Origin of the sequence: Mesorhizobium sp. C089B (assembly GCF_030323125.1) — a bacterium.
Lineage (GTDB): Bacteria > Pseudomonadota > Alphaproteobacteria > Rhizobiales > Rhizobiaceae > Mesorhizobium.
In genome coordinates this window covers 1,480,533-1,495,153 of the sequence record NZ_CP100469.1, presented here as the reverse complement: position 1 = coordinate 1,495,153, position 14,621 = coordinate 1,480,533, and the positions used below count along the sequence as shown (strand labels likewise).

Below are 14,621 nucleotides of genomic sequence, written 5' to 3'. Positions count from 1 at the left end.
GACCGGTCAAAGCGGCTGCTGCTTCAGGCGTTGGCGCCACCGTCGATGGTGAGCGCGGCGCCGGTGACGAAGCGCCCTTCCGGACCGGCGAGCCAGGCAACCATGCCGGCGATCTCGTCAGCCTTGCCGAAGCGGGGCGTCGCCATCTTCCGCCGCTGGTGTTCGGCATGCGGGCCTTCGGCCGGGTTCATGTCGGTGTCGGTCGAACCGGGATGAACGACGTTGGCGGTGATGCCGCGCGGACCGAGGTCTCGCGCCAGCGCTTTGGTCAGGCCGACCAGCGCAGCCTTGCTGGTCGAATAGGCGCTGAGGCTGGTGTCGGTGACGCGCTCGGCCAGATTGCTGCCGATCGAAATGATGCGGCCGCCCTCGCCCATGTGAGCCGCTGCCGCCTTCGAGGCCACGAACGGCGCTCTCAGATTGACCTCAATGGTCTCGTCAAAGTTGGCCAGCGACATCTGTTCGATGGGCGCCGCGCGCCAGATGCCGGCGCTGTTGACCAGGATGTCGAGCCGGCCGAAGGCATTCACCGCCTCGGCGACCGAGCCTTCGATGGCGGCGGCGTCGCGATTGTCGGCTTGGATGGCGATCGCGCGACCACCTGCCGCTATAATCTCGGCGACGACAGCTTGGGCCGGCGCCGCACTGTTGACATAGGTGATGGCGACGTCGGCGCCATCGGCCGCGAGCCGCTTCGCAATCGCAGCACCAATGCCGCGGCTGCCGCCGGTGACGAGTGCTGCCTTGCCGTTCAATCCGTTCGCTGACATGTCATGCTCCTTTTATGTAACGATCGATACATAAATCTGGCAACCTTGCCTCGCGACGTCAAGTGAATTATGTATCGGTCAACACAGAAAAGATCGTCATGCCGGAAAGAGGCCGTCCCCGCACCTTCGATCGAACCGCCGCCTTGCGGCAGGCGATGGAGCTGTTCTGGGCCAAAGGCTATGAGGGCACCTCGATCGCCGACCTGACCGCGGCGATGGGGATCAGCTCGCCCAGCCTCTATGCCGCCTTCGGCAGCAAGGAGGCGCTGTTTCTGGAAGCGACCGAGTATTACACCCGCAACGAAGGCACCGAGATCTGGAGCGCGCTGGACGAAGCGCCGACGGCATGCCAGGCGATCGAGAATTTCCTGAGCCAGACGGCAAAAGCGTACTCTCAGGACGACCGCCCGCAGGGCTGTCTCATCGCGCTGGGCGCACTGCACCAGGATTCAAGCAGCGGCGCGATCTGCGATGATTTGCGCCGCCGCCGCGCCGAAAACCACACCCTCTTGCTGAGACGGCTGGAACGCGGTGTGGCGGAAGGCGAATTGCCGGCGGGCTTCGACAGCAACGCGGCGGCGACCTTCTATGCGACGGTCCAGCACGGCATGTCGATCCAGGCCCGCGACGGCGCCTCGTGCGACGCGCTGATGGCCACAGTGGCCGGAGCGATGGCGGCGTGGCAGGGGCTGGTCGGAACAGCGTGACAAAGCGCGGAGCTTGTGCTGGAAATCCAGTCGGCGGCGAAATGCGCCGGGAGGGATCATCCGTGAAAAAAGGGTATCGCGAGTTGCTCGACGAGGCCAATGCCGAGATCGAGGTGGTCTCGCCCGAGGAAGCGGCCGGGCTGCTCGACGACGAGGACACCATCTTCGTCGACCTGCGCGATCCACGCGAGATCGAGCGGGACGGCCAGATCCCCGGCGCCAAACATGTCACTCGCGGCATGCTGGAATTCTGGATCGATCCCGAAAGCCCCTACCACAAGCCGTTCTTCGCCTCGGGCAAGAGCTTTGTCTTCTTTTGCGCGGGCGGCTGGCGCTCGGCGCTGGCCACCAAGACGGCGCAGGATATGGGGCTGTCGCCGGTCAAGCACATCCTTGGCGGCTATACCGCCTGGAAGGCGGCCGGATTGCCCGTCGAGCCGGGCGGCAAGAAGAAGGGCTAGCTCACCGCTCCGGCGTTGTCGGTGTCGGACAATACACCGATTGGAATCAATGCAGCATCGGCTCGCGCTCGTTTTTGACAAAGGTCACAGCGCGTTCGATGACACCTTTGTCGGCGAGAATGCGACGGTGGCCGAGCCCATCGGCCCAGTGCAGCCGCACATGGCTGCCGGCGCCGGCGTAGCGCCTGGCATGGTCGGCCGGAACTTCGCGGTCGTCCGGCGCGTGGATGACCAGAGTCGGCACCGGCGCTTCGGCCAGCTGGCGATCGCCGGTGAATTCGTGCAGCGGCCGGCCCGACAACCTTTTCACCTGATCGGCCATGGAAACCTGCGAACGCGGGCCGACGTTGAGCATGCGGCTGAAGTCGGCGAAGATCGCCGGCAGGGAACTTGGCGCGGCCACCAGCACCAGCCGCTCGGCCGCCACTGGGTGGATACCCCTGATCGAACCGGCAATGGCATTGGCGGCGACGGCGCCACCGAAGGAATGGCCGACGATCGCCTTGAACGGACCGAACCATTCGCTGGCGACCCTGACCGCCTCGACCGCATTGATCATGTTGAGATGCCGGCCCAGCGACTGGCCGTGGCCCGGCAGGTCGAGCGAGGCGACCCGGTAGCCCGCATCGCGAAAACCTTCGATCAGAGCGCGCATATATTCCGTGCGCGAACGCCAGCCATGGACGACCAGCACCGTGCCGGCGGACGCCCTGCCCGGCTCGGGCCGGAATTCGTGCACCATGACGCAGCCGGCCTTGGTCGTAAGCCGACGATGGCGCGCCTCGGCCATGAAGCCGGCGGCGCGGTCGACCGCACGCCGCTCGCCGTCACTGAGCGCCTTCACGCTCGGCGTGCGGCAGAACAGTTCGAAGGCGGCGCGCCCGCTCAGGCGGGGCGCCACATGCTCGGCGGCGCGGAACACGCCCCGGATGACCTTCAGTCCAAATGATGCCATAGTGGCGATCCATCCATTCCGTTCAAGCATGAACATAATAGTTCAAACATGAACATTAAACAAGAGCTGCCCTGGGACAACCCGCGCTTTCGCAACTGGGTCGCGGTGGCGCGCGCCTGCCATGTGCTGGAGCGTGCGCTGGCGGTAAAGCTGGCGCCGCTGGATCTCAAGCCGGCGCAGCTCGACGTGCTGATGAACCTCTATCGCCATCCCGGCATGTCGCAGCACGATCTCGCCCGCAAACTGCTGGTCGGCCGCTCCAACATCACCATGCTGTTGCCGCAGCTCGAGGTGCGCGGCCTGCTGCGCCGCGAAGGCGACGAGAAGGACAAGCGCGTGCTGCGGCTGACGCTTACCGAGGCCGGCACGGAGCTTTTGATGAAGGCGCTGAAGGTGCATATGGCGCTGATCGAAAAGGCGATGAGCCAGTCGACAGCGGAACAGTGCGACATGATCGGCGAACAGATGCGCAAGATCTATGACGTGCTGAAGGATACCTGAGCCGTTCGATCCACGCGCCTCCCACCTCACCACATCGTCTTCTTCGCCCGCTCCGGCCATTCCTTGTCGTAAGTACCGGCATCGATATTCTTGCGGCTAGTGACTTCCAGGATTGTTCCGGGTGTCGGCAGCGATTTCGGGTCGACGTGCTTTGCCGGGTTCCACAGCTCCGAGCGAACGATGGCGCGGGCGCACTGGAAATAGACCGAATCGACATCGACCACGGTGACCGAGCGCGCCGGCTTGCCTTCGACGGCGAAGGAGGCGCAAAGCGCGGCGTCGGTGGCGATGCGGGCGCGGCCGTTGACGCGCAGCGTCGTGCCCGAACCCGGCACAAGAAACAGCAGCCCGACGCGAGGATCGCGGATGATGTTCTTAAGCGAATCGGCGCGGTTGTTGCCGCGTCGGTCCGGCATCATCAGCGTTCTCGGGTCATGCATGCGCACAAAGCCGGCGAGATCGCCGCGCGGCGAACAGTCCAGCCCTTCCGGCCCGCTCGTCGCCAGGGCGACAAAAGGCGAGGCTTCGATGAAGGCGGCATATTCGGGAATGACGTGGTCGAGTTCCTTGATCGTCGACGCTTCGCCGGGCAGGCCGTAGAGGGCTTCGAGCTGTTCGACCGTGGTGATGTCAGACATTTTCCCGTCTCCGAACCTTTGCCGGCGTTACCCCCAGTCAATGACGTTTTGCGGACAGTGCCGACTAGCGGTCGCGGCTCAGTCCCTTCTCCTGGAGCTCGGCGAGATAGGCATTCCAGCGCGCGTCCTTTTCGTGGCCAAGCGTGTGCAGGTAATTCCAGGTGAAGATGCCGGTGTCGTGAAAATCGTCGAAGGTGATGCGCACGGCGTAGTTGCCGACCGGCTCGATCTTCAGGATAGCAACGTTACGCTTGCCGGGAACCGTCACCCGCTGGTCCGGCGAATGGCCCTGCACCTCGGCCGAGGGTGAAGCGACGCGCAGCAGTTCGGCCGGCAGTTCGAACGGCCGATGATCGGGAAAGGTGACGGACAGCAGTTTTCTGTCCTTCGAGACCCTGAGTTCCTTCGGCGCCGTCATTGTTCTGCATCCCGCATCGATCCGCCATTCCCTACGCTGCTTCGCGCGAGCGGAAAAGGCCATTTGGACCCGGCCGACATCGGATGTCGGCCGGGGAATGTCACCAAAGATCGAGAGCGGCTATCTTGAATGGCGGGTTGGATCGTATCACATAGCCGTATATAACGGCACCACTCGCAGCATTGGAAACGCTTGAACGCATGGACATGATCGATCCCTTCGGTCGCACGATCAGCTACTTGCGCGTGTCGGTCACCGACCGCTGCGATTTCCGCTGCACCTATTGCATGGCCGAGGACATGGCGTTCCTGCCCAAAAAGGACCTGCTGTCGCTCGAGGAACTCGACCGGCTCTGCACCGTCTTCATCGAAAAGGGCGTGCGCAAACTGCGCCTCACCGGCGGCGAGCCGCTGGTGCGCAAGAACATCATGCATCTGGTGCGCCAGCTGTCGCGGCACTTGAAGAGCGGCGCGCTGGAAGAGTTAACGCTGACCACCAATGGCTCGCAGCTGTCGCGCTTTGCCGCCGAGCTTGCCGATTGCGGTGTCGAGCGCATCAATGTCTCGCTCGACACGCTCGATGCCGACAAGTTCCACGCCATCACCCGCTGGGGCCATCTCGGCAAGGTCATGCAAGGCATCGATGCCGCGCAGGCGGCGGGGCTGAAGGTGAAGCTCAACGCCGTTGCGCTGAAGGACTTCAACGACGTCGAGCTGCCGGAGATGATGCGCTGGGCGCATGGCCGCGGCATGGACTTGACCGTCATCGAAACCATGCCGATGGGCGAGATCGACGCCGACCGGACCGACCAGTATCTGCCGCTATCGCTGCTGCGCGCTTCGCTCGAGCGCCAGTTCACGCTGAGCGACATCCCCTACAAGACCGGCGGTCCGGCCCGCTACGTCCATGTCGCAGAGACCGGCGGCAGGCTGGGCTTCATCACGCCGATGACGCATAATTTCTGCGAAAGCTGCAACCGCGTGCGGCTGACCTGCACCGGCACGCTCTATATGTGCCTGGGCCAGGAGGATGCCGCCGACCTGCGCGCCCCGCTGCGTGCGTCCGAAGGGAACGAACTGGTCGCTGCTGCCATCGACGAAGCGATCGGCCGCAAGCCGAAGGGCCATGATTTCATCATCGACCGCCGCACCAGCCGCCCCTCGGTATCCAGGCATATGAGCGTCACCGGCGGCTGATTTTTCCGCGATTTGGTGCAAGGAGTGTCTCCATAGAGCAGTTCACCGTTTCACGGCGAACCGCTCTATGTCTTTGTTTTTTGCGCAATTCCGGACGGAAAACCGATCACACTTTTCCTGGAATTGCTCTAGTTCACTGGAGACATCGAATGAAGCGTCTTTCCATTGGATTGGCAATGCACTGATCGCGGCAGGCAGCGCCAATGCAGCGCCGTTCACCTACACGAATGCGCGCTTCGGCACGGTCTGCACCTTTCCCGACGACATCTTCACCGATCGCCAGCCCGAGCCGTACAATGGCGACGGACAGCAATGGCTCAGCGCCGACGGCGCCAGCCTGATCTGCTCCGGTTATTTTCAACGTCAGTGACGACACCCCAAAGAGCTTCGTCGCCGAGGAGAAGGCAATCAAGGAAGCGGGCTACCAGATCAGCTACAGCAAGACCGGCAAGAACTGGGCGGTGCTGCCGGGACTGAAGGATGGCAAGATCTTTTACGAACGGCGCCTGTTCGGCAAGGACGGCGTCATCCGCACCGTGCGGATCGACTATCCGCCGGCCGTTAAAGCGAAATACGATCCGCTGGTCGGCGCCATCGCCGGCAGCCTCAAAGGACCGTGAGCTTTTCGGACACACACCAGAAAAAGTCTCATGCGCATATAGCTGGCGGATTTACCGCAAGCGCGTTCGAGCCTAGATTCTTGGACATAGCGGCTCGTCGCTCGGTTTGGGGGAATACGACATGCGCACATTCTTACTTTCTCTTGCACTGCTTGGGTTTGCCGCCGCGCCGGCAGCAGCACAGTCCATCGGTGGCAGCTACACCGTCGCGGGCACCAATTTCGACGGCTCGAAATATGGCGGCCAAGCCACCATCACGCTGACCAGCGAGACCACCTGCACCATCCATTGGGAGACGGGCGGATCATCGTCGGACGGCATCTGCATGCGCAACGACGATGCCTTCTCCGCCGGCTATGTCATGGGCAAGGAAATCGGTCTCGTCGTCTACAAGGTAGAAGATGACGGCTCGCTGCACGGCCTGTGGACCATCGCCGGTAAGAACGGCAGCGGCACCGAGGTGCTGACGCCGAAATGAGCCTGCCGGTCATCCGGCCAGCCCTCTCAGGGATTTCTATGGGTCACGGGTGAAAATCCGTGGCCTATTTCTTTGACGTTGCTGTCTTGCCGCCGGCTGCTACAGGCTTGAGCGGTTCACCGTTTCGCCGAAACGTCGAAGCGCTTTATTCTTTGTTTTCACGCAATTCCGGACGGAAAACCGTTTCACACTTTTCCTGGAATTGCTCTTGCAAAACCGGTAACGCCCTTGCCTCTTTCCCCAAACATTCGCGGCGCGCTGTGCATGATGGTGGCCATGATTGGCTTCACCCTCAACGACGCCATCACCAAGTTCTCGTCGGAATCGATGAACATGGCGCAAGTCATGCTGGTGCGCGGCGCCTTTGCGACGCTGCTGGTCGGCCTGCTCGCCTGGCAGCAAGGCGCGCTCGCGCGACCGAGGTCGATGCTGCAGCCGCTGGTGGCGCTTCGCGTGGTCGCCGAGGCCGGCGCCACCGTCGCCTTCCTTGTGGCATTAGCGCATCTGCCGATCGCCAATGTCTCGGCGGTGCTGCAGGCGCTGCCGCTGGCGGTGACGATGGGGGCCGCACTCGTATTCAACGAAGCGGTCGGCTGGCGGCGCTGGCTGGCGATCGCGGTCGGCTTCGGCGGCGTGCTGATCATCGTGCGGCCAGGCTTCGAAGGCTTCAGCGTCTATTCGCTGTACGCACTCGTCAGCGTCGCCTGTTGCGCAGTACGTGACCTCGCCACCAAGCGCATCCCGAGGGCTATCCCGACCTTGCTGGTGTCGACGGCAACGGCAATCGCCATGACCATCGTTGGCGCCGTGCTGCTGTCGCCGATGGGCGGCTGGACGCCGATGTCCGGCAAAGGCACGGCACTTTTGGCATTGGCGGCGGTGCTGGTGCTGATCGGCTACCAGTTCATCATCATGGCAATGCGGGCTGGCGACATCTCCTTCATTGCGCCATTCCGCTACACGGCCCTCTTTTGGTCGATGCTGCTTGGCGTCATCATCTTCGGCGATGTCCCCGACCTGCCGATGATCTTCGGCTCCGCCATCATCATCGGCTCCGGCCTCTACGCGCTCTATCGCGAGCGGGTCGCCGGCCGGCAAAAACCCGCAGCCGAAAGCGCTGGACCCGACATGGCGCCGGACGGCATATAGCTTGGCCATGAGCCAAGACATTGCAGGAATTATCCTGGCCGGAGGCCTGTCACGGCGCATGGGCGGCGGCGACAAGACTTTGCTGGCGCTTGGCGGGCGTCCGCTTCTCGACCATGTCGTTGCCCGCCTGGCGCCGCAGGTCGGATCGCTGGCGCTCAGCGCCAATGGTGACCCGGCGCGCTTCGAGGCGGCCGGTCTTCCGGTTCTCGCCGATATGGTCGAAGGCTATGCCGGACCGCTTGCCGGAATCCTCACCGGCCTCGAATGGGCGGCAGCGAACACCGCTTGCACGGCATTGGCGACGGCCCCCGGCGACACGCCGTTTCTGCCGGTGGATCTGGTGGCAAAGCTGGCCGCTGCCGCGACCAGTCGGCCGGGCTCGATGGCGGTTGCCAGTTCCGGCGGCAGGCGGCATCCGACCTTCGCGCTGTGGCCGCTCGTGCTGCGTGAGTCCTTGCGGCATTTCCTGATCCACGAGGACAACAGGCGCGTCTCCGCCTTCATCGAGCGGCACGACTGTGTCGAAGTGGAATTTCCGTTGCTGACCCACGGCAGTGACGAGATCGACCCGTTCTTCAACATCAACACACCGCACGACCTTGCGGTGGCCGAGCGTCTGTTGCAGAGCATCGGCCCATGAACATCTTCGGCATCACCGGCTGGAAGAATTCCGGCAAGACCACACTGACCGAGAAGCTGGTCACAGAGCTCGTCCGGCGCGGCTGGACAGTGTCGACAGTCAAACACGCCCATCATGAGTTCGACATCGACAAGCCTGGCGCCGACAGCTTTCGTCACCGCCAGGCGGGCGCCACCGAAGTCGCGGTGGTGTCGGGCAAACGCTGGGCGCTGATGCATGAATTGCGCGGTGAGGACGAGCCGACGCTGGAGACGGTCCTGTCGCGGTTGGCCCCGTGCGACATCGTGCTGGTCGAAGGCTACAAGCGCGAGGCGCACAAAAAGATCGAGACCCGGCGGCGGGAGGCCAAGGACCGCTCGCCTCTGTCGGCGAACGACGGACATATCGTGGCGATTGCCGCCGACTTCGCGGTTACCGGCGAAAGCCTGCCTGTGTTCGATCTCGACGACACGGGAGGGATAGCCGACTTCATCGAGCGCGTGACCGGCCTCAAACCTTGAGGCCCCTGCCCTCGCCCGGGTCAGCCGCCCTCTTCAGCCGTTGCATTGTCTAAGCGCGTCGCGCCTGAACGGCCTCATGCGACGCGCTGCAGGTTGTTTTATTTATGCATGTCGTCGTCCCAAAACCGCTGCGCACTTTTGGGCGACATGCATTAACCCGGCGTCGGCATTGGCTGGACCCGCAAATCCCGCAAGCAACGGTTTTACAGTTGCTTTTCTCCCGAAAACAGTGGGAGTATCGCGCCAGCGGGCGGTCAAAAGCACCGCCCCACAGAGCCGTTCCGGAACGACGGCCGGGAGCCATAAAGAGAGGACTATCATGCGTATTGCACTGCGTATCGCGCTCGCCGCATCGGCTGCGCTGCTGACGCTCGGCGTCGCCCAGGCTCAGGAAACGACCCTGAGAATCGGCACCGAAGGCGCCTACCCCCCATTCAACAACCTGACCTCCGACGGCCAGCTCGTGGGCTTCGACATCGACATCGCCAAGGCGCTCTGCGACGAGATGAAGGTCAAGTGCACCTTCGTCGCCCAGGATTGGGACGGCATCATTCCGGCTCTGCAGGCCGGCAAGTTCGACGCCATCGTCGCCTCGATGTCGATCACGCCGGAGCGCGCCGAGAAGGTCGACTTCACCCACAAATACTACAACACGCCGTCGGCGATCGCGGTACCCAAGGATTCGACCCTCAAGGGCGTGACCAAGGAAGACCTGGCCGGCAAGACCATCGGCGTCGCAACCACGACGACGCATTTCAATTACGCCTCGAAAACCTATACGGACAGCACGGTCAAGGGCTATCCGAGCAGCCCCGAAGAGCAGGCCGATCTCGCCAACGGGCGTCTCGACGCGATCGAGGACGATATCGTCGTGTTGCAGCAGTTCCTGGATTCGCCTGATGGCGCCTGCTGCAAGATTCTCGGCCAGCCCTCGCCGCAGCCGGTCGATATCTTTGGACCGGGCGCCGGCATCGCCGTGCGCAAGGGCGAGACGGATCTGGTCAACAAGTTGAACAGCGCCATCGACGCAATCCGCGCTAACGGAAAGTACAAGGAAATCAACGACAAGTACTTCAAGTTCGACGTCTTCGGCGCCGAGTCCTGAACGTCTGAAACAAGGCGGCAGGGGAAGTTTCCTCCTGCCGCCTTGGCCTGACAGAAGTGGAGACAAGACCCGTCAATGCCAAGCCAGAACATATGGATACTTCTCACTTGGGGACCCGATGGCTGGATTGACGATATTGCCTATGGCGCACTGGTCACCATTGCGCTCGCGCTGGCGACACTGCCGATCGGCCTGACGATCGGCTTTTTCGTCGCCTGGGCAAAACAATCCGAAGAGCCGTCGCTTCGCGTGGCCGCCAACATCTACACCACGGTGTTTCGCGGCCTGCCGGAACTGGTGACGCTTTTCCTGTTCTTCTTCGGCATGCCGATCCTCTTGCAGTATGTCATCCGTCTGTTCAGGCCGGAAGCGACGGTCGATGTCGACAGCTTCCTCGCCGGCATGATCGTGCTGTCGCTGATCTTTTCGTCCTATTCCAGCGAAGTCTTCCTGTCGGCCTTTCGCGCCATTCCGAAGGGCCAGTATGAGGGCGGCTATGCGATCGGTCTGTCGAAATGGCAGACGATGCGCAAGGTGATCCTGCCGCAGCTGCTGCGCATCGCCTTCCCCGGCCTTGAGAATTGCTGGCTGAGCCTGCTCAAGGACACGGCCCTGGTGTCGGTCGTCAACCTGGCTGAAACCCTGCGCAACGCCGGCGTGGCGGCCCGTGTCACCAAACATTCCTTCCTGTTCTACAGCGTCGCGGCGATGGTGTTCCTTATCCTCGCCATCCTGTCGTCGATCGCCACCGGCTTCATCCTGCGTTCGCTCGGGCGGAGGGAGGCACGATGAGCGTCGTGACGCGCGCCGCCGTCGACATCGAGAAGCCACCACCACGGGCGCGAGGCTGGCCGCGGGCCCGTATCGTCGGCTACGCGCTGGTCGGCTTCTGGATCCTGTTCGGCATCGGCATCGCCGTCTATCTGGTTTACGCTTGGAATGGCGAATTCTTCGCCAGATACGCGCCGGCCTATCTGCAGGGCTTGGGAACCACGCTTGCGCTGGTGGCCATCTCGATGGTGCTCGGCGCGCTTTTTTCGCTGCCCGTCACCTATGCCCGCATGTCGAAGAACCGCTATCTGTCCGTCCTGGCCTATTGCTACGTCTACTTCTTCCGCGGCACGCCGCTGCTGGTCCAGGTCTATCTCGTCTATTACGGCCTGGGCTCGTTCCGGGTGCAGCTCGAATCCGTCGGACTGTGGTGGTTCTTCCGCGACGCCTTCAATTGCGGTGTGTTCGCCTTCGCGCTCAACACCGCCGCCTACCAGGCCGAGATCCTGCGCGGCGCCATAGAAAGTGTTCCGAGGGGCCAATGGGAGGGCGCTGCTTCGCTCGGCCTGCACAAATTGCAGACGCTGCGCAAGGTCATCCTGCCGCAGGCGTTTATCGTCGCGCTCCGGCCCTACGGCAATGAACTCGTCCTGATGATCAAGGCCTCCGCCATCGTTGCCATCATCACAGTCTATGATTTGATGGGCAACGCGAAGCTCGCCTACGCCAAGTCCTTCGACTTCCAGGCCTATGTCTGGGTCGCCATCGTCTATCTGGTGATGGTCGAGATCCTGCGCCACGGCGTCGAATGGATCGAGCGACGGATCACCATTCATCTGATCCGCTGAGCGTTCGGCTGTACCAGTCGATCGGCTCATGCGCGTCTTGACGAATGGCGCGTAGAGCCTAGAGCTGTCCAAGACAATTCCGTTCCGTCTGAAGGGCAAACCCATGGCATCTGTGGCATTTCTCGGTCTTGGCGTGATGGGCTATCCCATGGCCGGGCACCTCAGGAACAAAGGCGGCCACGACGTCACCGTCTACAACCGCACCGCGGCGAAGGCGGAACAATGGGTGGCCCAGCATGGCGGCAAGCTTGCTTTGACGCCGGCGGACGCCGCAGAGGGCCAGGATTTCGTCTTCTCCTGCGTCGGCAATGACGACGATCTGCGCTCGGTGACGACCGGGGCCGATGGCGCCTTCGCCGCGATGAAAAAAGGCTCCGTCTTCATCGACAACACCACCGCTTCGGCCGAAGTGGCGCGCGAACTGGCCGACGCCGCTGAAAAGGCCGGCTTTTCCTTCCTCGACGCGCCGGTTTCCGGCGGGCAGGCGGGCGCCGAGAACGGCGTGCTGACGGTGATGGTCGGCGGCGAGCAGGCTGCCTTCGACAGGGCCAGGCCGGCCATCGACGCCTTTGCCCGGATGGTCGGGCTGATGGGTCCGTCGGGCGCCGGCCAACTCACCAAGATGATCAATCAGATCACCATTGCCGGGCTGGTGCAGGGACTGGCCGAAGGCATCCACTTCGGCAAGAGGGCCGGGCTCGATATCGAGAAGGTCATCGAAGTCATCTCCAAGGGCGCTGCCGGGTCCTGGCAGATGGAGAACCGCCACAAGACGATGAATGCCGGTAAATATGATTTCGGCTTTGCCGTGGACTGGATGCGCAAGGATCTCGGCATCTGCCTCGATGAAGCCGACCGCAATGGCGCGAGACTGCCGGTGACCGCCCTTGTCGACCAGTTCTACAAGGATGTGCAGGCGATGGGCGGCAAGCGCTGGGACACCTCGTCCTTGCTGGCGCGCCTGGAAAAATAAGCGTTCGCAATGGCCGAGCTTTCGCCCCAATCGAGCGCCGATGAGATCGTCGCCCATTTGCGCTCGATCGGCTCGGAGGACAATCGCCGCGGCATGTTGCGCTACGGTATCAAGACCGAGCGCGCGCTCGGCATCTCGCATGGCATGCAGCGGCAGATCGCCAAAAAGATCAAGCGCAACCACGAGCGAGCTTTCGAACTTTGGCAGACCGGCATCATGGAGGCGCAGTTCATCGCTTCCGTCACGGCCGACCCGAAGCGCTTCTCAGCCGCGGATGCACGACAATGGGCCGCGTCCTTCGATTCCTGGGATATCGTCGACGGCGTCTCCGATCTCTTCGTCGACACGGACGCCTGGAAGGAGCTGATTGAAGAGTTCGCGGCGGACGAGCGCGAGTTCGTTCGACGCACGGCCTTTGCCATGATGGCGTGGTCCGTCGTGCACCGGAAGCAGGAGCCGGTGGCGACTTTCCTCGGCTTCCTGCCGATCATCGAAGCGCATGCCGCCGACAGCCGCAATTTCGTGAAGAAGGCGGCAAACTGGGCGCTTCGTTCGATCGGCAAGCGATCGTTGGAGATGCACGGCGCTGCCCTTGCCGTGGCCGAACGACTGGCCCAGTCGGCCGACAAGACGGCGCGCTGGATTGGCAAGGACGCCGTACGGGAACTCACCAATGCCAAGATCGTCGAGCGGATCGCCGCCAGAAAAGGCTGACCTAGCCAACGTCCGGTTCACCGAGGTGACGCGGCAGACGCGCGCCGATTTCGAAGGCCTCTTCGAAGCGCAAGGCGGTCCGAAGTATTGCTGGTGCATGGCCTGGCGGCCCCTGCCCGGCCGCCGCGAGCATGTCCAGCACGCCGAGTTGAAACGGGCCATGATGGCGCTTGTCGAGGCCGGTACGCCGGTGGGAATCTTGGCCCAGATTGACGGCAAGACCGTCGGCTGGTGGTCGGTCGCGCCGCGCCAGACCTATCGGAAGCTGACGTCGCAACAGGACGATGACGAGACCGGCATCTGGTCGATCGTCTGCTTCTATGTGCCAAGGGCGCTGCGCGGCGGCGGGCTGGCGGCAGCGCTGCTTGACGCTGCCATAGATCACGCCTTTGCCAAGGGCGCCGGCGTGATCGAGGCCTACCCGGTCGGCGAGGCATCGCCGAGCTACCGTTTCATGGGGTTTCGCGACATGTTCATCGCTCGCGGGTTCCATGAGGTCGGCATGGCCGGCTCTCGCAGACATGTGATGCGGCTCGAGCGTTGACGCGATCGGCCGCGGCGTCTTTACTCCTGCACAAAGGAAGCGGCCGATGAGCAGTCCTCTCAAATCGACCTTGGCGCTTGCAGCCGCGTTGTTGGTGTTCACCGCTACCAACGCCTCAGGCCAAACCGCGCGCATCTTCTGGAAAGATCTGCGTCCTGCGACGCAGGCGGTGGCCGAAGATGCCGGTCTGCCGATGATTGCGGCAAAACTGCCCGATCGTGGCGAGACATTGTCGCTCAACCTGCAAGACAAGATAGTACAATTAACCGGCTACGCATTGCCGGTCGACCGTGATGGCGATCTCGTCTACCAATTCCTGCTGGTGCCGTGGACAGGCGCTTGCAGCCACATGCCGACGCCGCCGCCCAACCAGATCGTGCTGGTGACGCCGGCCCGTCCCTACAAGATGTCGCAGTCCTATGAGTCGGTTGCCGTGACCGGCGCTTTGCGGCCCGGCTTGGAGAAGAGCCAGTTGTTCATTCTCGACGGCGTCAGCATCATCCAGTCCGGCTACACCGTACGCAAAGCCGATGTGGTGGCAGTCGACACGGTGCCGGACACGATCACGCTGCCGGTCAACTCGCCCTGGAGTTTCCTCAACAAAAAGAAGAACTAAACGGCGCCTGCTTGTGC

At 62.9% G+C, this 14,621-nt stretch carries 21 protein-coding genes; 17 read left to right on the top strand and 4 right to left on the bottom strand.

The window, feature by feature from the left end:
• Positions 1-23: 23 nt before the first annotated feature.
• A complete protein-coding gene (locus tag NLY44_RS07520) occupies positions 24-770 on the bottom strand; it encodes a 3-oxoacyl-ACP reductase family protein (RefSeq protein WP_023805156.1) in 747 nt (248 codons plus the stop codon).
• 98 nt (positions 771-868) lie between these two features.
• Here NLY44_RS07520 and NLY44_RS07515 point away from each other — a divergent pair, with 98 nt between their 5' ends.
• Entirely contained in the window at positions 869-1,477 is a 609-nt protein-coding gene (locus NLY44_RS07515) for a TetR/AcrR family transcriptional regulator (protein WP_023805155.1), read from the top strand.
• A gap of 62 nt (positions 1,478-1,539) precedes the next feature.
• Complete coding sequence (locus NLY44_RS07510) at positions 1,540-1,938, top strand: rhodanese-like domain-containing protein (RefSeq protein WP_023682502.1); 399 nt, start codon at positions 1,540-1,542, stop codon at positions 1,936-1,938.
• 46 nt (positions 1,939-1,984) lie between these two features.
• Here the strand turns inward: NLY44_RS07510 and NLY44_RS07505 are convergent, their stop codons facing one another.
• Positions 1,985-2,893, bottom strand: a complete 909-nt coding sequence (locus tag NLY44_RS07505) for an alpha/beta hydrolase (protein WP_023805154.1) — start codon at positions 2,891-2,893, stop codon at positions 1,985-1,987.
• A gap of 48 nt (positions 2,894-2,941) precedes the next feature.
• Between NLY44_RS07505 and NLY44_RS07500 the strand changes: the two genes are divergently transcribed.
• The gene (locus tag NLY44_RS07500; protein WP_023805153.1) at positions 2,942-3,394 is read left to right on the top strand and encodes a MarR family winged helix-turn-helix transcriptional regulator; all 453 of its coding nucleotides are present in this window, start codon (positions 2,942-2,944) and stop codon (positions 3,392-3,394) included.
• Positions 3,395-3,420: 26 nt separating this feature from the next.
• Here the strand turns inward: NLY44_RS07500 and NLY44_RS07495 are convergent, their stop codons facing one another.
• Both NLY44_RS07495 and NLY44_RS07490 read right to left on the bottom strand, forming a co-directional pair.
• A complete protein-coding gene (locus NLY44_RS07495; protein ID WP_023726591.1) occupies positions 3,421-4,032 on the bottom strand; it encodes a pyridoxamine 5'-phosphate oxidase family protein in 612 nt (203 codons plus the stop codon).
• Positions 4,033-4,096: 64 nt separating this feature from the next.
• Positions 4,097-4,450, bottom strand: coding sequence for a gamma-butyrobetaine hydroxylase family protein (locus NLY44_RS07490; protein WP_023668999.1), 354 nt, complete (start codon positions 4,448-4,450; stop codon positions 4,097-4,099).
• Between the two features lie 200 nt (positions 4,451-4,650).
• On the opposite strand from NLY44_RS07490, the gene moaA reads away from it, so the two are divergent.
• The 14 genes from moaA to NLY44_RS07420 all read left to right on the top strand — a co-directional run bounded on the left by moaA (position 4,651) and on the right by NLY44_RS07420 (position 14,604).
• Positions 4,651-5,646, top strand: coding sequence for a GTP 3',8-cyclase MoaA (gene moaA, locus NLY44_RS07485; protein ID WP_031193366.1), 996 nt, complete (start codon positions 4,651-4,653; stop codon positions 5,644-5,646).
• A 67-nt stretch (positions 5,647-5,713) separates the two neighbouring features.
• The gene (locus tag NLY44_RS07480; protein ID WP_245263773.1) at positions 5,714-6,016 is read left to right on the top strand and encodes a hypothetical protein; all 303 of its coding nucleotides are present in this window, start codon (positions 5,714-5,716) and stop codon (positions 6,014-6,016) included.
• Positions 6,017-6,107: 91 nt separating this feature from the next.
• Positions 6,108-6,266, top strand: a complete 159-nt coding sequence (locus tag NLY44_RS07475; protein WP_245263772.1) for a hypothetical protein — start codon at positions 6,108-6,110, stop codon at positions 6,264-6,266.
• Between the two features lie 121 nt (positions 6,267-6,387).
• The gene (locus tag NLY44_RS07470; protein ID WP_023805152.1) at positions 6,388-6,744 is read left to right on the top strand and encodes a hypothetical protein; all 357 of its coding nucleotides are present in this window, start codon (positions 6,388-6,390) and stop codon (positions 6,742-6,744) included.
• A gap of 228 nt (positions 6,745-6,972) precedes the next feature.
• Positions 6,973-7,893 (top strand): DMT family transporter, encoded by a 921-nt coding sequence (locus NLY44_RS07465; RefSeq protein WP_023805151.1) that lies wholly within the window; start codon positions 6,973-6,975, stop codon positions 7,891-7,893.
• A 7-nt stretch (positions 7,894-7,900) separates the two neighbouring features.
• Positions 7,901-8,533, top strand: a complete 633-nt coding sequence (gene mobA, locus NLY44_RS07460) for a molybdenum cofactor guanylyltransferase MobA (protein ID WP_023805150.1) — start codon at positions 7,901-7,903, stop codon at positions 8,531-8,533.
• Positions 8,530-9,033 (top strand): molybdopterin-guanine dinucleotide biosynthesis protein B, encoded by a 504-nt coding sequence (gene mobB, locus NLY44_RS07455; RefSeq protein ID WP_023805149.1) that lies wholly within the window; start codon positions 8,530-8,532, stop codon positions 9,031-9,033. Before mobA ends, mobB begins: the two co-directional genes overlap by 4 nt.
• Before the next feature lie 319 nt (positions 9,034-9,352).
• Positions 9,353-10,138 carry an ABC transporter substrate-binding protein gene (locus NLY44_RS07450; RefSeq protein WP_023688509.1) on the top strand — a complete coding sequence of 262 codons (786 nt, stop codon included), beginning with the start codon at positions 9,353-9,355 and terminating at the stop codon, positions 10,136-10,138.
• A gap of 75 nt (positions 10,139-10,213) precedes the next feature.
• Complete coding sequence (locus tag NLY44_RS07445) at positions 10,214-10,930, top strand: ABC transporter permease (RefSeq protein ID WP_023669007.1); 717 nt, start codon at positions 10,214-10,216, stop codon at positions 10,928-10,930.
• A complete protein-coding gene (locus NLY44_RS07440) occupies positions 10,927-11,757 on the top strand; it encodes an ABC transporter permease (protein ID WP_023688511.1) in 831 nt (276 codons plus the stop codon). Before NLY44_RS07445 ends, NLY44_RS07440 begins: the two co-directional genes overlap by 4 nt.
• A gap of 103 nt (positions 11,758-11,860) precedes the next feature.
• The gene (locus tag NLY44_RS07435; protein ID WP_023805148.1) at positions 11,861-12,730 is read left to right on the top strand and encodes an NAD(P)-dependent oxidoreductase; all 870 of its coding nucleotides are present in this window, start codon (positions 11,861-11,863) and stop codon (positions 12,728-12,730) included.
• A 9-nt stretch (positions 12,731-12,739) separates the two neighbouring features.
• Positions 12,740-13,444 carry a DNA alkylation repair protein gene (locus NLY44_RS07430; protein ID WP_023710489.1) on the top strand — a complete coding sequence of 235 codons (705 nt, stop codon included), beginning with the start codon at positions 12,740-12,742 and terminating at the stop codon, positions 13,442-13,444.
• Positions 13,404-13,988, top strand: a complete 585-nt coding sequence (locus NLY44_RS07425; protein WP_023805147.1) for a GNAT family N-acetyltransferase — start codon at positions 13,404-13,406, stop codon at positions 13,986-13,988. Before NLY44_RS07430 ends, NLY44_RS07425 begins: the two co-directional genes overlap by 41 nt.
• A 46-nt stretch (positions 13,989-14,034) precedes the next feature.
• Positions 14,035-14,604: a DUF3299 domain-containing protein gene (locus NLY44_RS07420; RefSeq protein ID WP_023805146.1), complete on the top strand. Its 570-nt coding sequence runs from the start codon at positions 14,035-14,037 to the stop codon at positions 14,602-14,604.
• Positions 14,605-14,621 lie beyond the last annotated feature (17 nt).

Excerpts from the sequence above, each read along its gene's own strand:
- NLY44_RS07520 (WP_023805156.1), bottom strand. The coding sequence starts at position 770 with ATGTCAGCGAACGGATTGAACGGCAAGGCAGCACTCGTCACCGGCGGC.
- NLY44_RS07515 (WP_023805155.1), top strand. The coding sequence starts at position 869 with ATGCCGGAAAGAGGCCGTCCCCGCACCTTCGATCGAACCGCCGCCTTG.
- NLY44_RS07505 (WP_023805154.1), bottom strand. The coding sequence starts at position 2,893 with ATGGCATCATTTGGACTGAAGGTCATCCGGGGCGTGTTCCGCGCCGCC.
- NLY44_RS07500 (WP_023805153.1), top strand. The coding sequence starts at position 2,942 with ATGAACATTAAACAAGAGCTGCCCTGGGACAACCCGCGCTTTCGCAAC.
- NLY44_RS07495 (WP_023726591.1), bottom strand. The coding sequence starts at position 4,032 with ATGTCTGACATCACCACGGTCGAACAGCTCGAAGCCCTCTACGGCCTG.
- NLY44_RS07490 (WP_023668999.1), bottom strand. The coding sequence starts at position 4,450 with ATGACGGCGCCGAAGGAACTCAGGGTCTCGAAGGACAGAAAACTGCTG.
- moaA (WP_031193366.1), top strand. The coding sequence starts at position 4,651 with ATGGACATGATCGATCCCTTCGGTCGCACGATCAGCTACTTGCGCGTG.
- NLY44_RS07480 (WP_245263773.1), top strand. The coding sequence starts at position 5,714 with ATGTCTTTGTTTTTTGCGCAATTCCGGACGGAAAACCGATCACACTTT.
- NLY44_RS07470 (WP_023805152.1), top strand. The coding sequence starts at position 6,388 with ATGCGCACATTCTTACTTTCTCTTGCACTGCTTGGGTTTGCCGCCGCG.
- mobA (WP_023805150.1), top strand. The coding sequence starts at position 7,901 with ATGAGCCAAGACATTGCAGGAATTATCCTGGCCGGAGGCCTGTCACGG.
- mobB (WP_023805149.1), top strand. The coding sequence starts at position 8,530 with ATGAACATCTTCGGCATCACCGGCTGGAAGAATTCCGGCAAGACCACA.
- NLY44_RS07450 (WP_023688509.1), top strand. The coding sequence starts at position 9,353 with ATGCGTATTGCACTGCGTATCGCGCTCGCCGCATCGGCTGCGCTGCTG.
- NLY44_RS07445 (WP_023669007.1), top strand. The coding sequence starts at position 10,214 with ATGCCAAGCCAGAACATATGGATACTTCTCACTTGGGGACCCGATGGC.
- NLY44_RS07440 (WP_023688511.1), top strand. The coding sequence starts at position 10,927 with ATGAGCGTCGTGACGCGCGCCGCCGTCGACATCGAGAAGCCACCACCA.
- NLY44_RS07435 (WP_023805148.1), top strand. The coding sequence starts at position 11,861 with ATGGCATCTGTGGCATTTCTCGGTCTTGGCGTGATGGGCTATCCCATG.
- NLY44_RS07430 (WP_023710489.1), top strand. The coding sequence starts at position 12,740 with ATGGCCGAGCTTTCGCCCCAATCGAGCGCCGATGAGATCGTCGCCCAT.
- NLY44_RS07425 (WP_023805147.1), top strand. The coding sequence starts at position 13,404 with ATGCCAAGATCGTCGAGCGGATCGCCGCCAGAAAAGGCTGACCTAGCC.
- NLY44_RS07420 (WP_023805146.1), top strand. The coding sequence starts at position 14,035 with ATGAGCAGTCCTCTCAAATCGACCTTGGCGCTTGCAGCCGCGTTGTTG.